The sequence below is a fragment of the Nocardioides sp. HDW12B genome (assembly GCF_011299595.1).
Classification (GTDB): domain Bacteria; phylum Actinomycetota; class Actinomycetes; order Propionibacteriales; family Nocardioidaceae; genus Marmoricola_A.
This window is the reverse complement of record NZ_CP049867.1, coordinates 4,112,091-4,133,131: the sequence shown is the minus strand read 5'-3', so window position 1 is coordinate 4,133,131 and position 21,041 is coordinate 4,112,091. Positions and strand designations below refer to the sequence as shown.

22 protein-coding genes are annotated in these 21,041 nt (G+C 73.0%); 9 read left to right on the top strand and 13 right to left on the bottom strand.

Annotation, left to right across the window (positions count from 1 at the left end):
* Window positions 1–26 precede the first annotated feature (26 nt).
* The gene (locus G7072_RS19395; RefSeq protein ID WP_166089319.1) at window positions 27–326 is read right to left on the bottom strand and encodes a hypothetical protein; all 300 of its coding nucleotides are present in this window, start codon (window positions 324–326) and stop codon (window positions 27–29) included.
* Window positions 327–507: 181 nt separating this feature from the next.
* Between G7072_RS19395 and G7072_RS19390 the strand changes: the two genes are divergently transcribed.
* From G7072_RS19390 to G7072_RS19370, 5 genes are all read left to right on the top strand, one after another.
* Window positions 508–741, top strand: a complete 234-nt coding sequence (locus G7072_RS19390) for a hypothetical protein (protein ID WP_166089317.1) — start codon at window positions 508–510, stop codon at window positions 739–741.
* A 114-nt stretch (window positions 742–855) separates the two neighbouring features.
* Window positions 856–1,152 (top strand): hypothetical protein, encoded by a 297-nt coding sequence (locus tag G7072_RS19385; protein ID WP_166089315.1) that lies wholly within the window; start codon window positions 856–858, stop codon window positions 1,150–1,152.
* A complete protein-coding gene (locus tag G7072_RS19380; protein WP_166089313.1) occupies window positions 1,149–2,486 on the top strand; it encodes a hypothetical protein in 1,338 nt (445 codons plus the stop codon). Before G7072_RS19385 ends, G7072_RS19380 begins: the two co-directional genes overlap by 4 nt.
* A 7-nt stretch (window positions 2,487–2,493) precedes the next feature.
* Window positions 2,494–2,988 (top strand): hypothetical protein, encoded by a 495-nt coding sequence (locus tag G7072_RS19375; RefSeq protein ID WP_166089310.1) that lies wholly within the window; start codon window positions 2,494–2,496, stop codon window positions 2,986–2,988.
* Complete coding sequence (locus tag G7072_RS19370; RefSeq protein WP_166089308.1) at window positions 2,985–3,728, top strand: hypothetical protein; 744 nt, start codon at window positions 2,985–2,987, stop codon at window positions 3,726–3,728. Before G7072_RS19375 ends, G7072_RS19370 begins: the two co-directional genes overlap by 4 nt.
* A 69-nt stretch (window positions 3,729–3,797) precedes the next feature.
* Here G7072_RS19370 and G7072_RS19365 read toward each other — a convergent pair whose 3' ends face one another.
* Window positions 3,798–4,244, bottom strand: a complete 447-nt coding sequence (locus G7072_RS19365; protein WP_166089305.1) for a hypothetical protein — start codon at window positions 4,242–4,244, stop codon at window positions 3,798–3,800.
* A gap of 111 nt (window positions 4,245–4,355) precedes the next feature.
* Between G7072_RS19365 and G7072_RS19360 the strand changes: the two genes are divergently transcribed.
* Both G7072_RS19360 and G7072_RS19355 read left to right on the top strand, forming a co-directional pair.
* Window positions 4,356–5,876 (top strand): hypothetical protein, encoded by a 1,521-nt coding sequence (locus G7072_RS19360; RefSeq protein WP_166089303.1) that lies wholly within the window; start codon window positions 4,356–4,358, stop codon window positions 5,874–5,876.
* A 55-nt stretch (window positions 5,877–5,931) separates the two neighbouring features.
* Window positions 5,932–6,603, top strand: coding sequence for a lysophospholipase (locus G7072_RS19355; protein ID WP_166089301.1), 672 nt, complete (start codon window positions 5,932–5,934; stop codon window positions 6,601–6,603).
* A 2-nt stretch (window positions 6,604–6,605) separates the two neighbouring features.
* On the opposite strand, the gene G7072_RS19350 is transcribed toward G7072_RS19355, so the two are convergent.
* From G7072_RS19350 to G7072_RS19340, 3 genes are all read right to left on the bottom strand, one after another.
* A complete protein-coding gene (locus G7072_RS19350) occupies window positions 6,606–7,091 on the bottom strand; it encodes an inorganic diphosphatase (protein WP_166089299.1) in 486 nt (161 codons plus the stop codon).
* Between the two features lie 59 nt (window positions 7,092–7,150).
* Window positions 7,151–7,861 (bottom strand): HAD-IA family hydrolase, encoded by a 711-nt coding sequence (locus tag G7072_RS19345; RefSeq protein WP_166089297.1) that lies wholly within the window; start codon window positions 7,859–7,861, stop codon window positions 7,151–7,153.
* Window positions 7,862–8,036: 175 nt separating this feature from the next.
* Window positions 8,037–9,848, bottom strand: a complete 1,812-nt coding sequence (locus tag G7072_RS19340; protein WP_166089295.1) for an ABC transporter ATP-binding protein — start codon at window positions 9,846–9,848, stop codon at window positions 8,037–8,039.
* A gap of 134 nt (window positions 9,849–9,982) precedes the next feature.
* Between G7072_RS19340 and G7072_RS19335 the strand changes: the two genes are divergently transcribed.
* Window positions 9,983–10,633 (top strand): DUF3105 domain-containing protein, encoded by a 651-nt coding sequence (locus G7072_RS19335; RefSeq protein WP_206063220.1) that lies wholly within the window; start codon window positions 9,983–9,985, stop codon window positions 10,631–10,633.
* Window positions 10,630–11,283, top strand: coding sequence for a DUF305 domain-containing protein (locus G7072_RS19330; RefSeq protein ID WP_166089293.1), 654 nt, complete (start codon window positions 10,630–10,632; stop codon window positions 11,281–11,283). Before G7072_RS19335 ends, G7072_RS19330 begins: the two co-directional genes overlap by 4 nt.
* A 5-nt stretch (window positions 11,284–11,288) precedes the next feature.
* Here the strand turns inward: G7072_RS19330 and G7072_RS19325 are convergent, their stop codons facing one another.
* From G7072_RS19325 to G7072_RS19290, 8 genes are all read right to left on the bottom strand, one after another.
* Window positions 11,289–12,044 carry a pirin-like bicupin family protein gene (locus G7072_RS19325; RefSeq protein ID WP_166089291.1) on the bottom strand — a complete coding sequence of 252 codons (756 nt, stop codon included), beginning with the start codon at window positions 12,042–12,044 and terminating at the stop codon, window positions 11,289–11,291.
* A 7-nt stretch (window positions 12,045–12,051) separates the two neighbouring features.
* Window positions 12,052–12,234, bottom strand: a complete 183-nt coding sequence (locus tag G7072_RS19320; RefSeq protein WP_166089289.1) for a hypothetical protein — start codon at window positions 12,232–12,234, stop codon at window positions 12,052–12,054.
* Entirely contained in the window at window positions 12,231–14,582 is a 2,352-nt protein-coding gene (locus G7072_RS19315; RefSeq protein ID WP_166089287.1) for an arylsulfatase, read from the bottom strand. The genes G7072_RS19320 and G7072_RS19315 overlap by 4 nt, the downstream gene beginning before the upstream one ends.
* A 125-nt stretch (window positions 14,583–14,707) precedes the next feature.
* The gene (locus G7072_RS19310; protein WP_166089285.1) at window positions 14,708–15,664 is read right to left on the bottom strand and encodes a formylglycine-generating enzyme family protein; all 957 of its coding nucleotides are present in this window, start codon (window positions 15,662–15,664) and stop codon (window positions 14,708–14,710) included.
* A complete protein-coding gene (locus G7072_RS19305) occupies window positions 15,661–17,376 on the bottom strand; it encodes an ABC transporter ATP-binding protein (RefSeq protein ID WP_166089283.1) in 1,716 nt (571 codons plus the stop codon). Before G7072_RS19305 ends, G7072_RS19310 begins: the two co-directional genes overlap by 4 nt.
* Window positions 17,377–17,443: 67 nt before the next feature.
* Window positions 17,444–18,367: an ABC transporter permease gene (locus G7072_RS19300; protein WP_166089281.1), complete on the bottom strand. Its 924-nt coding sequence runs from the start codon at window positions 18,365–18,367 to the stop codon at window positions 17,444–17,446.
* On the bottom strand, window positions 18,364–19,323 hold the full coding sequence (locus G7072_RS19295; protein WP_166089279.1) for an ABC transporter permease: 960 nt from the start codon (window positions 19,321–19,323) through the stop codon (window positions 18,364–18,366). The genes G7072_RS19300 and G7072_RS19295 overlap by 4 nt, the downstream gene beginning before the upstream one ends.
* A gap of 19 nt (window positions 19,324–19,342) precedes the next feature.
* Complete coding sequence (locus G7072_RS19290) at window positions 19,343–20,953, bottom strand: ABC transporter substrate-binding protein (protein ID WP_166089277.1); 1,611 nt, start codon at window positions 20,951–20,953, stop codon at window positions 19,343–19,345.
* Between the last annotated feature and the right edge of the window lie 88 nt (window positions 20,954–21,041).

Below are 21,041 nucleotides of genomic sequence, written 5' to 3'. Positions count from 1 at the left end.
ACGGTCCGGGCCTCGTCGTGGGTGCGTCAGGACGCGATCGACATGCGCTCCATGCGCGGCACGTCGCGGGCGGCGAGCGCGTTGCAGCGCGAGCCGGCGACCCGGACGTGGGCGTTGGGGTGCTCGGGGTGGGGCCGGCGCACGCAGGGCAGGCCGCCCTCGGCGTGGTCGCAGCGCTCGGCCGCGGTCGGGGCGACGTCGACGGTCGCGGGCAGGCACGCCAGCGCCGGGTCCGGGTGGGACGGCTCGGCGTCGACGTCCGGCAGCATCGCCAGGTCGTGGGAGAGGTCGGTGGGGGGAGTCAGGGGCAGCGCGGTGACGGTCATCGGGGTCCTTCGTCGCTCGTCGGGGGGCGGGCGGTTCCTTGTATCTTCAAGTCCCCCGTCGACCTGGTTATTCCCCGGCTGCCCGCCCTTTCACACCCGTCCCAGGGTGAGACCTCGACGACATGGGTGACACTGGCAGCGACCGCCGCCCACGTGCACCGCTGACACCGCAGGAGACCCCATGGCCCAGCCCCCGCGCCCGACACCGGCGCTGCTCACGAACAAGCAGATCGTCGTGGTCGTCGTCGTCCTCGCGGCCCTGTCCGCCGTCACCTGGACGTTCTCGTCCGACATCGGGCTGTTCTTCCTCGTCGGCACGGTCCTGTTCGCGCTCTGGATCGGCATCCTGACGCCGCTGGCCTACCGCAACGCGCGCAAGCACGGCGAGTGGCCGCCCAAGGACCGTTCCGCCTGAGGGACGTGAGGACCTGATCGACCGGGGGAGACACCTCCGCCACGACGGCCGGGCCGCGGCATTCTGATCCCTTTCGGGTGACTTTGGCCGGTCCTCTCGCCTAGAGTGGCGGTCATGAGCGGGGGCTTCTTCGACGTCGACACCGGCGTCCTTCGACAGATCGCGGGTGACCTCGAGACCGCCGGGAGCGATGCGACCGGCGCCACCGACGACCTCGCTGTCCGTCCCGACGCCGGGCAGTCCAGCGGCGAGGTCGGCGAGGCGCTGTCCCGGCTCTCCGAGGCGATCCAGGCCCTCGGCCAGGCGCTCACGGAGGCCGCCTCCGGCGTGCGCGAGAACGCGGACGGCTACGACGCCAGCGACCTGAGCTCCCAGCAGACGATGTCGGGCCCGGGGAGGGTTCCGCAGTGAGCATCGAGCTCAAGGTGCACGGCGTGCCCTCGGCGTGCCGCGAGGCCGCCGGTCAGGTCGACGACGTGAAGACCGCGGTCGACGAGGTCTCGTCCACCCTCACCAGCTGCCGCTCACGCACCGTCGGCGCGTGGGAGGGCGGCGCCGCCGCGTCCTTCCTCATGACCGTGGGTGACCTCGTGCAGGGGTGCGACGACATCGCGGGCAAGCTCACCGACGTGTCCTCCGCCCTGACGACCTTCGCCGGCTCCCTGACCCAGGTCGAGGCCGCGATGGACGAGGCGAGGGGCATCGCCGCCGCGGGCGGCTGCACCATCACCGGCGACGTGATCGCCTCGGTCGACGCCATCGAGGGGCAGCTCTCACCGGCGGCGGTCGACGCCCACGAGGCGAAGGTGCGGGCCTACCAGCGGGCGCTGACCATCGCGCAGGACGCGCGGACCGACGAGACCCGGGCGCACGAGCAGCTGCAGAGCGCCCTCGACGGCGCGACCGGCGACAGCTTCCTGACCTCGCTGGCGCAGGACCTCGGCCTGGCGCCCAAGGGCGACGGCACGTTCTTCCAGCTCGGCCAGTTCTCCGCCCTGTGGGGCCTCGGGTTCGGGTCTGCCGCCTCGTGGATGACGCTGGGTCGCCTGGCGCGCTACCAGCCCACGTGGGGGCTGTTCGGCGGCGGCAACCACATGCCCCGCAGCGCGTACGCCGGCGACTCGGCGTTCCGCTCCTGGCTGCGCCGCTCGAACCTCGGCAACTACACGTCCGCACCGAACATGAGCAGCACGCGCCGCTTCTGGTCGACCGCCGGTGAGTGGACGGCTCGCGCCGGTGCCGTGGTCGAGGGCGGCATCAGCGCCTACGAGCAGTGGCAGGCCGACGCCGACAACCCGGCCCTCAACGGCTCCGAGCGGGTCGCACGCGCCGGCACCGTCGGGGTGACCACAGGCTTGGGCGCCTACGGCGGCGCGGTCGCCGGCGCGCAGATCGGCGCCGCGGTCGGCAGCATCTTCCCGGGCCCGGGCACCGCGATCGGTGCCGTGGCCGGCGGCGTCATCGGCGGCATCGCGGGGTCGAAGGCCGGCGAGGCCATCGGCGACTTCGTCAAGGACGAGGTGGGAGCGGCGGCCCACTGGGCGCAGGACCAGGTCGTCGCCGGGTGGAACAACACCACCGAGGCGGCCGGCGAGGCGTGGGACGCCACGACCGGGGCCGCGAGCGAGGCCTGGGACACTGCGTCGGAGACCGCCGGCGACCTGGCCGAGGGCGCCGGCGACCTGCTGGAGGACGCGGGCGACGTCGCCAGCGACGTGGGCGACAAGCTGAGCTTCTGGGACTGAGGAGACCGTGACCCCTGTGGACCTGCCGCCGGACACCCGGCTGCACACCGACCCGATCGGCTTCGCCGTGGCGATCCCGGACTCCTGGGCCGTCGTCACCGACGTGGACGCGACCACGGTCCTGGCGGCGATCGAGCCCGAGGCCCCCGGGACGGCGACGGTGGGCTTCCGCGCCAACCTGGTCGTCAGCCACGACCAGGGTGTGGGCCCGGACCTGAACGCCTGGCAGCGCAACGTCGACGTGACCCTCGACGCGACCCTCACGGGGTGGGTGCTGCTCGACCTCGAGCGGCTGGAGATCGGCGGGCACCCCGCCGCGCGGCGCCTGGCGACGTACCTCGCCCCCGACGGTCCGCCGGTGACCCTGGAGCAGTGGGCGGTGCTGCGCGGCGAGGCCGGGCTCACCGTGTCCGTGACCGCCGCGACCGCCACCTGGGACGGGCTGGCCGACCAGGTCGCGGCTCTCGGCGCCTCGTTCACCGTCACGGAGGTGCCGGCGTGATCGACCTCGACCGCGAGACCGGACGCCTCCGGCTCGAGCAGGAGCTGTTCGGGGCCCTGGTGGACCACCTCGCCCCGGAGGCGGAGGCCGACCCGGCCGCGGTCGAGCAGCTGCGCACCGCCGGCGTGCTGGAGGGCGACACCCCGGCCGAGACCCTGGTCCCCGCGCTGCGCGCCGTGCTCGCCCCCGTCTGCCAGCTGCGGCTGACGGTGGCCGACCAGGACCACGCGGTGTTCCACCAGGCGTGGTGCGGCGGTGCCACCACCGCACTGCTCCTGCAGACCCGCGGGACGCTCCACGAGCTGCTGACGCTGCCCACCACCCTGCTGCCGGCATTCCTCGCCTCCACCACCCGCGTCGGACCGCGCCGGACCCGCGCCGCCGAGCCGGTCGGCGTGGAGACGCAGGTGCTCGTCGACCTGCTGGACCTCGACGACGACGTACGTCGCGCCGCCTTCGCCTCGCTGGCCCAGGCGGCCCCCGTCCTGGCGGACGCCATCGACACCCAGGCCGTCTGGGGCTGGGGCGTCGAGTGCGTCTGGCCGACGCCGCAGGGTGACGTCGACGGGTCCGCGATCCAGGTCGTCGACTCGGCCGCCGGCACCTGGCGGCGCGTCGACGAGGTCACCCTGGCCCCCTCGTCGGGCACCGACCTGTGGCGCGAGCTGCTCCGCCTGCTGCCCACCGACGCGGAGCTGCCCACCGAGGTCCGCGAGGGCTCGGCCGGCGTCCCTGCCTGAGACCCGCCCGACGACGTACGGGCCAGGCGACCCGGCCGACCCGGCCCGTCCCAGCCGGCCCAGCCGGTCTCAGCCCTCGGGGTAGGTCTCCACGTCGACGCCTGAGGCGTCGGCGGCCCCGAGCAGCGCGAGCGTGCGCGCCATGAGCGCGGCGGCCCGGTCCCGCTCGGACCAGGGGACCTCGGCCCGGTACTCGTGGCGCCGGTTGATGCTCGGGTGCTCCACCCACCAGCCCGCCGACCGGAACGCGCCGTCGAGCGGGCCCAGGTCGAGCGGGCCGCCGAAGCTGCGGTCGCCGGAGGTGGTGAGCACCAGGGTGTCGTCGAACCGGATCGCCTGCACGCCGGCCGGCACCTCCCGTGAGCTGCGGATGACGACCAGGAACGAGGAGCGGTGCGTCCACATGGGTGGCGAGGAGGCCTGCACGAAGCCGCCGTCGACCAGCCGGCCGAGCTCGGCCTCGAGCCGCGGAGCCAGCGTCGTCACGAAGTCCTCGGCGCCCGGCACGGTCGTCACGGGTCCTCCCCTGGTCGCGTCGTCGGCACCACCCTAGTCAGCGCAGGTCGTAACCCCGAGGCGTTGGTCACGTTGGAGGGGGTGAACGCGCCCCACGCGGAAGGTGGACCCATGAACGCTCGACCCGTCCTCGGCACCACGGCTGCCGTCCTCGCCGGACTGCTGCTCGTGCCCGCCGCACCGGCCCAGGCCCACGAGGGCGGTGGCGACGCCGCGACCAACACGCGTGCTCTCCGCGTGGCCACCTCCGGGGAGGGCAAGGCGATGAGCTTCGTCGCCAACCTCCAGTACGACCGGAGCGGAGAGAACCAGAACGGCTCCGACATCGAGTTCCTGCGCCTCGGCGACCGGGAGTACGCGCTGGCCGGCACGCTCGACAAGGGCATGCAGATCATCAACATCACCAACCCGCGGGAGCCGCGGAAGGTGGCGACGTTCGACTGCGACATCAGCCAGGGCGACATCCAGGTCTGGAAGCGCGACGGCCGGGTGCTGGCGAGCTACACCGCGGACGGCTCCGTCGGCGAGGACGGCGCCGCCTCCACCTGCGGTCGTGACCTCGACCTGTCGGCCGACGACGCAGGCACGGTGATCGTCGACCTGACCATCCCGAGCCAGCCGTCGTCGCTGAGCTTCCTCGACGTCCCGCGCGGATCGCACAACATGACGATCCACCCGAGCGGTCGCTACCTCTACAACTCCAACTCCGACCTGCTGACCAGTGGCGTCGCGCCGATCATCACGATCTACGACGTGAGCCGTCCGACCCGGCCGGTCAAGGTGCAGGACTACGAGATCCCGTTCGTCCCGACGTCCCTCGGCTCGGAGTCGCACGACATCACCTTCAACGCCTCCGGCACCCGCGCCTACTCCGGCGCCCTGTCGCAGACGCTGATCCTCGACACCACCGACCCGCGCAACCCGAAGCAGGTCAGCCAGATCGTCGACCCGTCGATCAACGTCGTCCACCAGGCCGACCCGGTGACGCTGACCCGCAAGAACGGCACCAAGCGCACCGTCCTCGTCGTCACCGACGAGCGGGCCGGCGCCGCCGCCAGCGCCGAGTGCCCGGGCGGCGGCCTGCACCTGTTCGACATCACGGGCGCCAAGGAGCGCAACCCGGAGAAGATGGGGTCCTGGTTCATCCCGGCCGTGCAGCCCCAGGGCGGCGCCACCTGCACCTCGCACGTGCTGCGCATGTACCCGAAGCAGAAGCTGATGACGATCGCCTGGTACAGCCAGGGCGTCCGGGTCCTCGACATCTCCGGCCTCGCCCGGTTCCAGGGCTCGCCGGCCGAGGTCGCCCTCGGCGACGGTGTGGGGATGAAGGAGGTCGGCCACTACGTGATGCCCGACTCCGACACCTGGTCGTTCAAGACCAACAAGATCCGGCGCGACGGCTCGTTCTTCGGCTACGGCAACGACCTGGTCCGCGGCTTCGACGTCTACCGCTTCAACGGCAAGCCGATCGGCGACGTACCGCCCCTGACCCCGACCGACCTCAAGCGGTCCGGTGACACCACCCAGACGTCGGCCCGGTGGGTCGGCAGCGCGGTCATCGTCGGCCCGGCCCTGCTGGTCGCCGGCCTGCTGCGCCGCCGCGTACGGCGTACCGGGGGCGACTCCGCCTGACGCTTGGGCGGGGCGGGTTCACTGGGAGCATCCCCACCACGAGAGGTGCTCCGTCATGTCCTCGCCCCGGCTCGTCGCCACCCGCACCCCCGACCGCCCGCGCGGCGCGGTGGTCGTGCTGCACGGTGGCGGCGCCCGCCGCGGCGACACGGCCGTCAGCCCCGCCCAGCTCTCGGTCCTGCGGATGGTGCCGATCGCGCAACGGATCGCGCGCGCCGGCCGGGGTGACCTGGCGGTCCTGCGCCTGCTGAACTCCACCCGCGGGTGGGACACCCGCCACACCCCCGTCGACGACGCCCGGTGGGCGCTCGGCGAGATCGCGGAGCGGTACGGCGACGTGCCCGTCGCGCTCGTCGGTCACTCGCTGGGCGGCCGCGCCGCGCTGCTCGCCGGGGACACCGACGGTGTCCGCAGCGTGGTGGCCCTCAACGCGTGGGTCACGCCCGACGACCGGGTCGACCTCACCGGGCGTCAGGTGCTCATGGTCCACGGCACCGACGACCGCATCGCCTCGCCGGCGCGCGCGGAGCGCATGGCGCGCGACGTCGCCCGCACGGCCGACGTGTTCGGCTACGTCCGGGTCGAGGGCGGCAAGCACGCGATGCTGAGCAACGGCGGCGCCTTCACCCGCGCCGCCAGCGACTTCGTCACCGCGACGCTGCTGGGGCACGAGGTGGGCGGATCGGTCGCCCAGGTCCTCGGGGGCGCCTCCGACGTCTCCGCCTGACGTCAGGCGTCAGTCCGCTTCATCCGCGCCAGGGTCTGCTCGCGGTCGAGCTGCTCGGTGACGCTGACGCTCTTGGCCTCGAGCATCCGGTAGGACTCGAAGAAGGCGCCGAGCTCCTCGCGGGCGTTGTCGGGCAGGTCGGTCAGGTCCTGGAGGTGGTCCTGGTGGTGGTCCTTCTCCGGGACGCAGATCAGCTTGGTCTCCGCCTCGTCGCCGACCTCGAGCAGGTAGGCGCCGATGAGCCGGCAGCGGATGTGGACACCGGGGAAGGTGGCCTCGTCGAGCAGCACCAGCGCGTCGAGCGCGTCGCCGTCCTCCCCCTCGACACCGACGACGTAGCCGTAGTCGCCCGGGAACCCCACCGGCCCGCCCAGGCGCCGGTCGAACCAGATGACGCCGTCGTCGTCCTCCTCGTACTTGTTGCGGCTGCCGCGAGGGATCTCGACGACCACCTCGACGAGGTCGGGTCGTTCGGGGGTGTCGGTCATGGTTCCACCGTGCCCAGGCCCGGCCCGCCGAACCTGCCGCCCCCGGGTGTCCGCCGCCGTCAGGTCGCCAGGCGTACGACGACGCGGCCGTCCTGCGCGTGGCAGGACACCGACGCGAGGTCGGTCACGACGTGGGCCGCGGCCCCCGGGCCGGCCATCAGGTTGACCCCGACGACCGTCGCCCCGGCCGCGCGGCCGGCCTCGATGCCGGCCTCGGTGTCCTCGAACACCACGCATTCGGCCGGGTCGACGCCGAGGCGCGCGGCCGCGGTCACGTAGGGGTCGGGCGCCGGCTTGCCCGCCTCGACGTCCTCGGCCGTCACCAGCACCGCGGGCACCGGCAGCCCGGCCGCCTCGATGCGGGCTCGGGCCAGCGGCCGGCCACCGGAGGTGGCCACGGCCCAGCGCAGCCCGTCGGAGTCCGCGAGAGCCGCCAGGGCAGTCAGCAGCGCGTGGGCGCCCGGCAGGGCACGGGCCCGGTGGGCGGTCTCGAGCTCGAGCTCGTCGATGCGCGCGCTCGCCGCCGCGACCCGGTCGGGCGCCTCGGTCGCCAGCAGGTCGGCGACGGTGTCGGCGGCACGACGGCCGTGGATCACCGTCAGCACGTGGGCGGGGTCCTGGTCGTGCTCCTCGGCCCAGCGGGTCCACGCCTCGTTGCCGGCCTCGACCGAGTCGACCAGCACGCCGTCGTTGTCGAAGACGAGGGCGGCCGCGTCGAGCTCGACCTCCGCAGGGGTCTCGTCACGGGCGGCGGTGGAGGTCGGGGTCACCCGGAGATCCTAGGTCGCTCCCCGTCACCAGGGCGCTCGCTCCCCGTCGCCTGGGCGCCTGACAGATGCGTGGGAAAAGCACCTCGTGGACCTGCTTCAGGGTGCTTTTCCCACGCATCTGTCACCGGCTCAGGCCGCTCAGGCGGGCTCAGGCTCAGGGCCGTTCGCGCCGGCGTCAGGCCACGTGCTCGCCGGTCTGGACGTTCCACAGCGCGGCGTAGAGCCCGCCGCGTGCGACGAGCTCGTCGTGGGTGCCGTGCTCGGCCACCCGGCCGGCGTCGAGCACCCAGATCCGGTGGGCGTGACGCACGGTCGAGAGCCGGTGCGCCACCACCAGCGCGGTGCAGTCGGCGGTCGCGACCCGCAGCGAGCGCTGGATGGCGGCCTCGGTCTCGTTGTCGACGGCGCTCGTGGCCTCGTCGAGCACGAGCACGGCGGGCCGCCGCAACAGCGCCCGGGCGAGGGCGAGGCGCTGGCGCTGGCCCCCGGACAGCGTCACGCCCCGCTCGCCGACGAAGGCGTCGAGCCCGGCCGGCAGCGCCTCGACGAACTCCCACGCCGCGGCGGCCTCGGCGGCGGCGCGGATCTCCTCGCGGGTGGCGTCGGCGCGCCCGTAGGCGATGTTGTCCGCGACCGTGCCGGCGAACATGAAGACGTCCTGGGCGACGTAGCCCATCGAGCCCCGCAACGAGTCCCAGTCCAGGTCCCGCACGTCCTGGCCGTCCAGCAGCACCTGCCCGGCGCGCGGGTCGTCGAAGCGCAGCACGAGCCGCAGCAGCGTGGACTTGCCGGACCCGGTCGCCCCGACGATGGCGTGGGTCTCCCCGGCCGGCACCACGAGGTCGACGCCGTGCAGGACGTCGGGCCCGTCGGCGTACCCCGCCCGTACGCCGCGCAGCTCCAGCCGGCCGCGCACCGGCCGCTCCAGCGACCGGTCGCCGGCGGGCACCGTGACCGGGACCGCGAGGAGGCCGAGGATGCGGGCCGCCGAGGCGCGACCGCGCTGGTAGAGGTCGAGCACCTCCGCCACCTCGGTCAGCGGCCACAGCAGCCGCTGGGTCATGAAGACCAGCACGGAGTAGAGGCCGACCTCGAGGTCGCCGTCGAGGGTCTGCCAGCCGCCGAGCAGCAGCGTGCAGGTGAAGCCGGCCAGGATCGCCATGCGCACCAGCGGCACGAAGGCCGCCGAGGAGCGGATCGCCTCGGTGTTGGCGTGGCGGTAGGCCAGCGAGGCGGCCGCGATGCGGTCGCGCTCGCGGTCCTCGGCGGTGAACGCCTTGATCGTGGTCAGGCCGGCGAGGTTGGCCGACAGCGCGCTGGAGAGGTCGCCGACCGTGGTGCGCACCCGGTCGTAGAGCGGCTCGAGCCGGCGCTGGAAGACCAGGGAGCCGAGCACGATCAGCGGGATCGGCAGGAAGGCGAGCACCAGCAGGGTCGGCGACGAGGCGGCGAAGACGGCCCCGACCAGCACCACGTTGAGGGTGGTCTGCAGGATCGTCGGCGCACCGACGTCGAGGAAGCGCTCGAGCTGGTTGACGTCGTCGTTGAGGGTGGCCAGCGTCGCGCCGGAGGGGCGCGCCTCGTGCCAGGCCAGGTCGAGGTGCTGGACGTGGTCGTAGGCCTCGACCCTCAGGTCGTGCTCCACCCCTTGCGCCAGCCCGCGCCACAGCACCGCAGCGACGTACTGCGAGAGGGACTCGACCACCCAGATGACGACGTTGATCGCAGCCAGCCAGCCCAGCTGGGCGTAGCGGGACTCGACGCCGAGCAGGTCGGCGACGAACGAGCCGTCCCCGCGGACAACCACGTCGACCGCGGCACCGATGAGCAGCTCGGGCGCGACGTCGGCGACCTTGTTCACGGTGGAGGCGATGACCGCGGCGACGAAGCGGGCGCGATAGGTTCGGTAGCGCGCGCCCAGGGCGCGCAGGGGACGGTCAGGAGCGGTCGCGCGGTCCGGCGACCGGTCAGCGGATGCGGCTGTCACGTCCCTCAGGCTGTCACGTCCCAGGTTCTCCTCAGGTCGTGGTGTCACCCTGGACCCGCAGTCCGCATTGACATGCTCCACCTGTCCCACCTGCTGTCCGGCGCCACCTGCCCTGACGAACCCGAAGGAACCTCATGGCCACCAAGAAGAGCAAGAAGACGACGCAGTCCGAGCGGAGCCAGCGCGCCGCGGAGATGCAGGCGCAGGCGCGTCGCGCCGAGCGACGTCGCAGCCTGCTCATCATCGGCGGCACCGGCCTCGTGGGCGTGGCCATCATCGGTGCGGCGGCGTTCGCCGTGATCGACCAGAACAAGGAGAACGAGGCGGCCGACGCGGCCGGCCAGGCGGCGCTCGAGGGGGTCGAGACCTTCGACGACCTCGGCCGCGACCACGTCGAGACCGCGGTGGAGTACCCGCAGACACCGTCGGTGGGCGGCGACCACAACCCGGTCTGGCAGAACTGCGGCTTCTACGACTCCGAGGTCGCCCCCGAGAACGCCACGCACTCGCTCGAGCACGGCGCGGTGTGGATCGGCTACGCCCCCGACCTCGCCGACGACCAGGTCACGGCGCTCGAGGACATCGCCTCGCAGAACGACTACGTCCTCGTGAGCCCCGTCGAGGGCATGGACTCCCCCGTCACGCTCAGCGCGTGGGGTCTCCAGATCGGCGTCGACACCGTCGACGACCCGGCGGTCGAGGCCTTCATCGAGGAGTACCAGCAGGGCCCGCAGACGCAGGAGCCCGGCGCCTCGTGCCAGGGCGGGGTCGGCAGCCCGCTGTGAGCGACGGCTCGCGCCGGCGGCCGTTCCTGGTCGCCGGCCTGATCGTGCTGGTCGCGGCCGCCCTGGCCGGGGCGCTGCTCCTCGGCTCGGTGCTGACGCGTCCCGACACCCCGGCCGCCGACTCGGTCGACGCCGGGTTCTCCCGCGACATGCGCGCCCACCACTCCCAGGCCGTCCAGATGTCCTTCCTCGTCCGCGAGGCCACCGACGACGCCGACGTCGACCAGCTCGCCCTCGACATCCTCCTGACCCAGCAGCAGCAGGTCGGCCAGATGTACTCCTGGCTGGAGCAGTGGGGGCTGCCGCAGTCGTCGAGCGCCGACCGGATGGCGTGGATGGGGCACAGCAGCGACATGGACATGGGCGGCGGAGAGATGTCCGCGATGCCCGGGGGCATGCCCGGCATGGCCAGCAACGCCGACCTCCAGGCACTCGAGGGCGCCCGCGGCGAGCGCGCGTCCCGGATCTTCCTGCAGCTGATGATCCCGCACCACGAGGCCGGGGTGGAGATGGCCGACTACGCCGTCGAGCACGCGGAGACCGAGCAGGTGCGGCAGCTGGCCGAGTCGATCTCGGTCGCGCAGCAGTCCGAGCTGACCGTGCTCAACGACCTGCTCGACGAGCGCGGCGGCCCGGTCACCCTGTCCTGACCCGCTCAGGCGGCGACGGTGGCGTGCATCTCCCACACCAGGACCTCGGCGGGCTCGGTGGCGGTGACGCGCTGGCCGCCGGTGGCAGTGAGGCGTACGGCGTCGCCGGTCGCCAGCGGGCCGGCTCCCTCGAGCGTCACCGCTCCGCGCGGCACGAACAGGTGCAGGAACGGCGCCTCGGGCAGCTCGACGCTCTGGCCGGGCTGGAGGCGGGCGGCGAGCAGCGCGGCGTACTTGTTGCGGATCCGGATCGCGGTGTCGTCGGCGTGCTGCGCCATGCCGGACGCGACCGGGACCAGCCCGCTCGCCAGCCGCTCGTCGGCGATCTCGAGCTGCTCGTAGCCCGGGACGATGCCGGACTCGTCGGGCACCACCCACATCTGCACGAAGTGCACCGGGTCGCGGTGGACCTCGCCGGCCAGGCGCCAGGAGTCGTTCTTCTCCGAGTGCATGATCCCGCGGCCGGCGCTCATCCGCTGCGCGAGGCCGGGGTAGATCACGCCGTTGTGGCCGGTGGAGTCCTGGTGCACGAGCGACCCCTCCATCACCCACGTCACGATCTCCATGTCGCGGTGCGGGTGGGTGTCGAAGCCGGTGCCGGCGTCGACGACGTCGTCGTTGTTGACCAGCAGCAGCCCGTGGTGGGTGTTGCCCGGGTCGAAGTGCGGCCCGAACGAGAACGAGTGCTTCGAGTCGAGCCAGTCGACCCGGGTGGCGTAGCGGTCGGCGGCACGGCGTACGTCGATCTGCGGCGCGTTCATGCCGGGCTCAACCGGCGTGGACCCCCGATGATTCCCCGCCGTCGTGCCCGGGTCCCGGCAGCCGGCCGACCACCCAGGCCGCGGCGGCGAACGCCACCGCCGCGGCCGGGAGCTCGGCGTACTGCTCGGCGAGGACGAGGACGGACGCGGTGACCGCGCCCGCCCACGCCAGCGCCCGCGCCGAGGTCACTGCGCCACCAGCACGGCGTCGAGCTCGTCGCGCTGCGGCACCGGTACGGCGTCGTCGCCGACGCTGATCGTGACGTGCTCGATGGCGCCGGTGAAGGCGAACCCCCTCCCCCGGGGGTACGTCGTGACGGGTGCGTTGCGGTCGATGCCGACGTCGAGGGTGCTGTCGTGGGAGAAGAAGAACGGCACCGTGCGCTCGACCCGGGTGAGGTCGACCTCGACGTCGTCGACGAGCAGCCGGAAGGTGCCGCCCTTGCCGAGCCCGCCGCCGTCGTAGTCGAAGACCACGGCGATCTCGTGGTCCCCCGCGGGCAGTGCACCACCGCGCAGCAGCGTGGTCTCCAGGCCGACGTAGTTGTAGGCGAAGTGCGCCCGACCGTCGGCCACGAACAGCGACCAGCCGGCGAATCGGCAACCCTGCTTGACGATCACGCCGTCGTCACCGGACGCGGTCGTGACCGCCGAGGTGATCCGGTAGGACACGTTCTTGAGGCTCGGCGCCACCGTCTCGCGCAGGCGACCGGCGCGCGGACCGAGCCGCAGCGTCGTACCGGGTCGGCGGCCGGGGCGGCCCTGCAGCGAGGAGCTGAGGCGCTCGCCCATCCGGTCGTCGAGCGGCAGCACCTGGTGCTTGCGCGCCTCGGAGAGGAAGAGCGCCTGCAGCTCGGCGAGCTTCTCGGGGTGCGTGGCGGCGAGGTCTTTGCTCTGCGACCAGTCGGTGTGGGTGTCGTAGAGCTCCCACACGTCGTCGTCGAAGGCCGGCGTCACCTGGGCGCCGGTGACCCAGGGCGTGCGGTGCTTGGTGACCGCGGTCCAGCCGTGGTGGAAGACGCCGCGGTTGCCGAACATCTCGAAGTACTGCGTGGTGTGCTGCTCGGCGGCATCGGCCTCGTCGAGCGAGTAGGCGAACGAGACACCCTCGATCGGGTCCTGCGGCACCCCGTTGACGCTGTCCGGCTGCGGCACGCCGATGAGCTCGAGCAACGTGGGGACGACGTCGATGACGTGGTGCCACTGGTGGCGGACCTCGCCGCGGGCGGCGATGCCGTCGGGCCAGTGCACGACGAGGCCGTTGCGGGTGCCGCCGTAGTGGGAGGCGACCTGCTTGCTCCACTGGTACGGCGTGTCCATGGCCAGCGCCCAGCCCACGGGGTAGTGGGCCCAGGCCTCCGGTCCGCCGATCGTGTCGAGCTTCGTCACGATGCGATCGGCGCTGTCGGGCAGGCCGTTGAGCCGGATCGTCTCGTTCAGGGTGCCCTCGAGACCGCCCTCGGCCGAGGCGCCGTTGTCGCCGAGGATGTAGAGCACCACGGTGTTGTCGAGCTGGCCGGTGGCACGCAGGTGCTCGACGAGGCGGCCGACCTGGGCGTCGGTGTGCTCGGCGAAGGCGGCGTAGACCTCCATGAGCCGCTCGGCCGCGAGGCGCTGGTTGTCGCTCAGCTCGTCCCAGTGCGGAACGCCCGGAGCCCACGGACCGAGCTCGGTGTCCTCGGGGAGGATGCCGAGCTCCTTCTGGCGGGCCAGGGTGCGCTCGCGCTGGGCGTCCCACCCGTGGGCGAACTCGCCGCGGTACTTCTCGCGCCAGTCGCGCGGGACGTGGAACGGCGCGTGGGTGGCCCCGAAGGAGAGGTAGGTGAACCACGGCTTCTCGGGGTCGAACGTGCGGACGCCGTCGACCCAGTCGATGGCGCGGTCGACGAGGTCCTCCGACAGGTGGTAGCCCTCCTCCTCGGTCCGCGGCGGGTCGACGAACCGCAGGCCGTCGACGAGGGTCGGGGTGAACTGGTCGGCCTCTCCCCCGAGGAAGCCGTAGAAGGTGTCGAAGCCCTCCCGCGTCGGCCAGTGGTCGAACGGGCCGGCTGCGGTCTGCTCCCACGGCGGCGTCTGGTGCCACTTGCCGAAGGCGCCGGTGGCGTAGCCGTTGAGGCCGAGCGTCTGGGCGAGCGTGCCCGCCGAGGCCGGCCGCAGGCCGTCGTACCCGGGGACGTCGGTGGCCATCTCGACCACCGTGCCCATGCCGACGCTGTGGTGGTTGCGCCCGGTCATGAGCGCGGCGCGGGTCGGCGAGCAGAGGGCGGCGACGTGGAAGCGCGAGTAGCGCAGGCCGTCCTCGGCGAGCCGGTCGGCGGTGGGCATCCGGCACGGGCCGCCGAAGGCCGACGGGGCGCCGTACCCCATGTCGTCGACGAGGACGAGCAGCACGTTCGGGGCGCCCGCCGGCGGGGTCAGGCGCTCGCGGCGCGGGAACGCCTCGGTCTGGTCGCGCACGTCGAACGCCGGCTCGACGGGGACGCGCCGTCCCTGCGCCGGGATGTGCCGCCGGTCCAACGGCTCGGGGCTGTCGGTCATGTCAGGTGTCCTCTCGTTGGGGCGGATACGGCTGCACATTTCGTTCAAAAGAACATTCAGAAGTCCGGTTGTCGGGTGGATGACGGGTTCTGAACGTTCTTTTGAACGACATGTGTGGGGCGGGATCAGGCGTCGTTGGCGCAGCGGAAGCCGAGGTTGGCCGAGGTGGCGACCGGGTCGTTGCCGGAGCGGGCGGCGACGCGGTAGCGGTGGCAGTAGGAGTCGTGGCAGAGGTAGGACCCGCCCCGCATCACGCGCAGCTCGCCGGTCTCGGGGCCGCGGGGGTCGTGCTCGGGCGAGGTCGCGTAGTAGCCGGGGTCGAACCAGTCGGCGCACCACTCCCAGACGTTGCCGGTCATGTTCCACAGCCCGTAGCCGTTGGGGCGGTAGCGGCGCACCGGCGCCGTGGTGAGGTGGCCGTCCTCGCCGCTGTTGTGGTGCGGGAAGTCGCCCTGCCAGATGTTGCAGCGCCACACGCCCTGCGGGGTCAGCTCGTCGCCCCACACGTAGCGGCGCCCGCGCAGACCGCCGCGCGCGGCGTGCTCCCACTCGGCCTCGGTCGGCAGCCGTCGCCCCGCCCACCGGCAGTAGGCCTGGGCGTCGTGCCACGACACGTGGACCACCGGGTGCTGGGGGCGGTCGGCCACCGAGGAGCGCGCGCCCTCCGGGTGCCGCCAGCTGGCGCCCTTGACCGCGACCCACCACGGCGCCGCCGCGACCTGGTGCAGCACGTCGGAGCGTGGCGCGTCGACGACGAGGTGGAAGACCGCCGAGACGCCGAACTCCTCGGCCTCGGTCACGTGGTCGGTGGCGCGCACGAAGCGGGCGAACTGCGCGTTGGTCACCGCCGTCTCGTCGATGAGGTACGCCGGCAGCCGCACGTCGTGGACCGGGGTCTCGCCGTCGGCGACGTAGCCCTCGTCGTAGGAGTCGCCCATCGCGAACGTGCCACCGGCCACCAGCTGCTGGCCCTTGACCGACCGGTGGGCGTGCTCGGGCCGGTGGGGGACGCCGGCAACCCCCGACGGCGCCGCGGGCGGCACGACGGTCGCCACCGACCCTCCGGCGCAGCAGTCGCTCATGAGGCCATCGCCCGGGCGGAGCTTGCACGGGTCCGACGTGCGCCCGGGTCGGGCACGGGCACGGCGTCGACCAGGCGCTGCGTGTAGGGGTGCTCGGGCCGCCCCAGCACCCGTCCGGCGTCGCCGACCTCGACGAGCTCGCCGTCACGCAGCACGCCCACGCGGTGGGCCACCTCGTGCACGACGGCCAGGTCGTGGCTGATGAACAGGCAGCTGAACCGCAGCTGCTCCTGCAACGTCCGGAACAGCTCGAGCACGTCGGCCTGCACGGACACGTCCAGCGCGCTGGTCGGCTCGTCGGCGACCACCAGCCGCGGTCGCAGCGCCAGGGCGCGGGCCAGCGCGACCCGCTGCCGCTGCCCGCCGGACAGCTCGCGCGGCAGCCGGTCGGCGTACGCCGAGCCCAGGCGGACCGCGTCGAGCAGCTCGTCCACCCGGGCCCGCCGCTCGGCCGGTGAGCCCACCCGGTGGACGTCGAGGGGCTCCCGCACGGTGTCGGCCACGCTCAGCCGCGGGTCGAGGGACGACGCCGGGTCCTGGTGGACGAAGGCGAGGTCGCGGCGCAGCCGCCGCAGCTGCCGACCCGAGCTCGAGGCCAGGTCCTGGCCCGACAGCAGCACCCGCCCGGTCCCGGCCGGGACCAGCCCGGCGGCGACCCGGCCGAGGGTGGTCTTGCCCGAGCCGGACTCGCCGACCAGACCGAGCACCTCGCCGGGCGCCAGCCGCAGGGTGACGTCGGTGACGGCGGTGAACGGCTTGCTGCCGTGCCGGCCGGGGTAGGTCACGCCGACGCCCTCGAAGGCCAGGGTCGGCTCGACCGCCTCGGCCCCGTCCCCGCCGTCCGCGCCGCCGGCGACGCGTCGCTCGGGACGGAGCGTGGCCGAGGGAGCCGGCAGCCGCGGCACAGCACCGAGCAGCTGCTTGCTGTAGACGTGCTGCGGGTCGCCGAAGAGGGCGGCGGTGCTCGCCTCCTCGACGACGTCGCCGCTCCTGAGCACCACGACGCGGTCGGCCAGCTCGGCCACCACGCCCATGTTGTGGGTGATGAGCAGGATCGCGGTGCCGACCCGGTCGCGCAGCCGCCCGAGCAGGGCGAGGATCTCGGCCTGCACGGTGACGTCGAGCGCGGTGGTGGGCTCGTCGGCCAGCAGCAGCGCGGGCTCGTTGGCCAGCGCCAGCGCCAGCACGACCCGCTGCTTCTGACCGCCCGAGAGCTGGTGCGGGTAGGAGTCGACGCGTCGCTCGGGCTCGGCGATCTCGACCTGGGCGAGGAGCTCGACGGCCCGCCGGCGGGCGTCGGACCGGCTGATCCGGTGGTGCGCCTTCAGCGCCTCGCGGATCTGCCACCCGACGGTGCGCACCGGGTTGAGCGCGGTCTGGGGCTCCTGGAAGACCATCGCCACCTGCGAGCCGCGGACCTTCTCCAGCACCGGATCCGGGGCGTTGAGGACCTCCTGGCCCAGCACCTTCACCGAGCCGGTGGCCCGAGCCCCGGGCGGCAGCAGGCCGAGGACGGAGCGGGCGGTCATCGACTTGCCCGACCCCGACTCCCCGACCAGCGCCACCACCTCACCACGGCCGACGGTGACGTCGATGCGGTTCACCGCCGGTCGCGGCTGGGCGAAGTCGATGGCCAGGTCGCGGATCTCGAGGACCGGGTCGGCACCTCCGGCGGTCGAGCCCGTCGAGACCTCGGGACGGCGTTCGGACATGGGGGCTCCTTCGGCAGGGGGGTCTCGACCAGCTCGCTTCGCTCGCGGCTCGACCGACGGATAGGCGTCATCGCAGCCGCGCCCGGGAGAGGGCCTGGGCGATCAGCAGGAAGCCCAGGACGAGGGCCACCACGACGACCAGCGGCCCGACGGCGAACCACGGGGCGTCGTACATGTTGCGGGCGCCGTCACGCACCAGCGACCCCAGCGAGGGCGACGGCGGACGCACCCCGATGCCGAGGAAGCTCATCGCGCCCTCGACGAACACGGCCACCGACATGGAGATCGCGACCTGCACGATCACCGGCTCGAGCACGTTGGGCAGCACGTGACGCCGCAGCACCCACAGCCGTCCGGACCCGATCACGCGCGAGGCCTCGACGTAGGGCATCTCGCGCACCGTCAGCACCGCGCTGCGGATGAGGCGCCCGAAGACCGGGATCTCGGCGGCGACGATGACGACCGAGATCGTGAACAGCCCCGGCCCGAGGACGGCGGTCAGCAGGATCCCGAGGATGAGCGTCGGGAAGGCGAGCACCACGTCGAACAGCCGCTGCGCGACCACGTCCGCCAGCTGCGCCGTCGTCGACAGCAGCCCGACGAGACCACCGAGCAGGGCACCGATCGGCACCGCCACGAACACGACCACCAGGTCGACGCGGATGCCGAACAGCGTGCGCGAGAGCAGGTCGCGGTTGACCTCGTCGGTGCCGAGCAGGTGCGCACCGCCCGGCGGCACGAGGTTCGCGCCGGGGATCTGCTGGGTGGGGTCGTACGGCGCCAGCCACGGGGCGAGCAGGCCGGCCAGCAGGACGACCGAGACGAGCACCAGCCCGACCAGTCCGCGCCCGCGCACCAGCGCCCGGGCGACCGAGCGGCGGGGCCGGCGGGGCCGCTCGCCGGCCGGGACCTCCCGGGCCGCCTCGACGTCGGCGGCGACGGGCACCGCTGCGGTGACCTGCGGCGCGCCCACGCCCTCGAGGCCGCTCATGCCACACCTCCGAGCCGGATCCGCGGGTCGAGCCACGCGTGCACGACGTCGCTGAGCAGCTGGGTCACGATGAAGACGACCACCGAGAGCAGCAGCAGCACCTGCACGAGCGGGTAGTCCCGGCTGGAGATGGCGCGCTCCACGAGCTGCCCCAGCCCCGGCCAGGCGAAGACCGCCTCGACCAGCACCGCACCCCCGAGCAGGGTGCCGACCTGGAGACCGAGCACGGCGACCGCCGCCGGCAGCGCGTTGCGCAGCGCCTGCGTCCACACGATGCGACGCCGGGAGATCCCGAGCGCCCGCGCCGTCATCACGTAGGGCTGCTCGAGCTGGGTCTCCAGCGCGTCGGTGAGGAAGCGGGCCAGCGCCGCCGCCGCCGGCAGGGCGAGGCAGATCCCGGGCAGCAGGAGGTACTGCACCGAGATGTCGGGCCGGGCCAGGAAGCCGTCCGGCGGCGTGCCCCCGGCGGGCAGCACCCGCACGAGGACGGCCAGCAGCAGCACGAGCACGAAGCCGGTGACGAACGTCGGCACCGCCACCGCGAGGGTGTTGAGGCCGGCCACGAAGGCGTCGAGCCAGGGCTTGTTCACGATCACGGTCACGAGGCTGAGCGTCAGCGCCATCACGATGGCCAGCAGCAGCGCGAACCCGGTCAGCGCCAGGGTGTTCACGGCGGCGTCGCCGAGCAGGTCGCTGACCTCGCCGCCGACCCGGTAGGAGCGCCCGAGGTCGAGCGTCATCACGCTCTGCACCCAGTCGACGTACTGGCTCCACACGGGTTGGTCGAGGCCGAGGTCGGCCCGGATCTGCGCCAGCGACTCCGGGGTGGCGTCCGGGCCGGCCAGGGTGGCGGCGGGGTCGCCCGGCACCAGCCGGATCATCCCGAAGATCGCCATCGAGGCCAGCACCAGCACCACGGCCGCAGAGGGCAGGCGACGCAGCAGGTAGCGGGTCACGGGGAGGTCCTCGCCCTTCTCACTCGGCCAGGTAGGCGTCGGTCAGGTCGAGCTCGCTGCGCTTGGACCACGCGACGTCCTGCACCGCGGTGCTCGTGGTCACCACCTGGTAGGTGATGGCCAGCTCGGTGAGGAAGACGTTGTCGAGCAGGTCCTTGTTCAGCGCGTCGTAGACCTCGCCCGCGTCACCGCTGGTCGGGTCGGCGAGGGTCCAGGAGGCGTTGGCGTTCTTCGTGTAGTCCGCGTCGGAGAAGCGCGAGGCGTTCTTCTCGGCGTTGAAGGGGTAGGCGCTGACGACGAGCGTCGAGGGGTTGTACTGCGCGTAGGAGTGGTTGGTGATCCACAGCCCCTCGAACTCGGCACCGATGAGCTGGGCGATGAACTCCGCGTGCTCGGTCGGGCGCAGCTCCGTCGGGACGCCGATCTCCTCCAGGTTGGCCTGCACGATCTGGGCGATGGCCTCGCTGTTGGGGTTGCTGGCCTGGTACTGCAGCGGGATCGGGTCGATCTTGCCCACCCCGGACACGAGCTTCTCGGCCTCGGCCACGTCGCGGTCGTAGGTCGCGTTCACGCCCTCGTCGTACGCCGGGGAGTACTCCGGCCACGGCAGCACCGTCGGGTAGCCGATCCCCTGGAGCACGTCGTCGGCGATGCGCTGCCGGTCGACGGCGAACGCGATGGCCTGGCGCACCTTCACGTCCTTGAGCACGGGGTGCTCGACGTTGCTGCCGACGTAGTACTGGTTCTCGGCGCCCTCGTAGGGCTGGACGTCGAAGTCGCCGGACTTCTCCAGCGAGCGCAGGTCGCGGAAGGAGCCGCCGACGATGGCGTCGAGCTGGCCGGCGCGGAGCTGCGAGACCTCGGCGTTGGCGTCGGTGATGACGCTGACCTCGACGCCGTCGAGGTTGGGCGCGCCGTCCCAGTAGTCCTCGTTGCGGGCGAACGACATCGACGCCCCGGGCTGCCAGTCCTCGAAGGTGAAGGCGCCCGTCCCGACGTACTCGCTGCCGTCCTTGAGGCCGGCGAAGGACTCCTCGTCGACGATCGGCACCATGTCGAGCAGGTCGAAGATGTTGCTGAGCGGCTGCTCCGAGGTCAGCGTGATCTCGTTCGGCTTGCTGGTGTCGAACTCGGTGATGGCGGCGGCGGTGCGCTGCAGCTGCACGGCCCAGGCGGGGTCCGCGAACGTGTTCTTGATGCTGAACTCGACGTCCTTCGAGGTGAACTCGCGCCCGCTGTGGAAGGTGACGTCGTCGCGCAGCTGGAGCGTCAGCGACCGGCCGTCCTCGGACTGCTCCCACGACGTGGCCAGCGACGGCTGGGGCTCCAGGCTCTCGGGGCCGTAGTCGATGAGGGTGTCGTAGACGAGGCCGATCAGGGTGTTCGTGCCGTCGCTGGCGTTGGAGAACACCGAGGTCGGCAGCAGGTCGGTGGTGATGCCGAGCCGCAGCGTGCCGCCCTCCTGGGGCTCCGAGCCGACGTCGGCCGTGCCCTTCTCCGCCACCGCCGAGCTGCAGCCGGTCAGGGCGAGGCCGAGGGCCAGGGTGGTGATGGTGGCGCGCACCACCCGGCGCGGGCCGGTGCGGGGGCGGGGGGTCGCCGAGAGCGGCGAGGGGGCCGAGGGGGTCATGGGTGTGTCCTTTCGAGGGGTGTCACGGGTGCGTGACGTGGGGGGAACGTGCGTGGGTGGGAGAGGTCGTGGGCACCGGGTGGTGCCG

Bases quoted from the DNA above. Each gene is read 5' to 3' on its own strand.
- G7072_RS19390 (WP_166089317.1), top strand. From the start codon at position 508: ATGGCCCAGCCCCCGCGCCCGACACCGGCGCTGCTCACGAACAAGCAG.
- G7072_RS19395 (WP_166089319.1), bottom strand. From the start codon at position 326: ATGACCGTCACCGCGCTGCCCCTGACTCCCCCCACCGACCTCTCCCAC.
- G7072_RS19290 (WP_166089277.1), bottom strand. From the start codon at position 20,953: ATGACCCCCTCGGCCCCCTCGCCGCTCTCGGCGACCCCCCGCCCCCGC.
- G7072_RS19315 (WP_166089287.1), bottom strand. From the start codon at position 14,582: ATGACCGACAGCCCCGAGCCGTTGGACCGGCGGCACATCCCGGCGCAG.
- G7072_RS19355 (WP_166089301.1), top strand. From the start codon at position 5,932: ATGTCCTCGCCCCGGCTCGTCGCCACCCGCACCCCCGACCGCCCGCGC.
- G7072_RS19305 (WP_166089283.1), bottom strand. From the start codon at position 17,376: ATGTCCGAACGCCGTCCCGAGGTCTCGACGGGCTCGACCGCCGGAGGT.
- G7072_RS19350 (WP_166089299.1), bottom strand. From the start codon at position 7,091: ATGACCGACACCCCCGAACGACCCGACCTCGTCGAGGTGGTCGTCGAG.
- G7072_RS19310 (WP_166089285.1), bottom strand. From the start codon at position 15,664: ATGAGCGACTGCTGCGCCGGAGGGTCGGTGGCGACCGTCGTGCCGCCC.
- G7072_RS19325 (WP_166089291.1), bottom strand. From the start codon at position 12,044: ATGAACGCGCCGCAGATCGACGTACGCCGTGCCGCCGACCGCTACGCC.
- G7072_RS19300 (WP_166089281.1), bottom strand. From the start codon at position 18,367: ATGAGCGGCCTCGAGGGCGTGGGCGCGCCGCAGGTCACCGCAGCGGTG.
- G7072_RS19360 (WP_166089303.1), top strand. From the start codon at position 4,356: ATGAACGCTCGACCCGTCCTCGGCACCACGGCTGCCGTCCTCGCCGGA.
- G7072_RS19335 (WP_206063220.1), top strand. From the start codon at position 9,983: ATGGCCACCAAGAAGAGCAAGAAGACGACGCAGTCCGAGCGGAGCCAG.
- G7072_RS19385 (WP_166089315.1), top strand. From the start codon at position 856: ATGAGCGGGGGCTTCTTCGACGTCGACACCGGCGTCCTTCGACAGATC.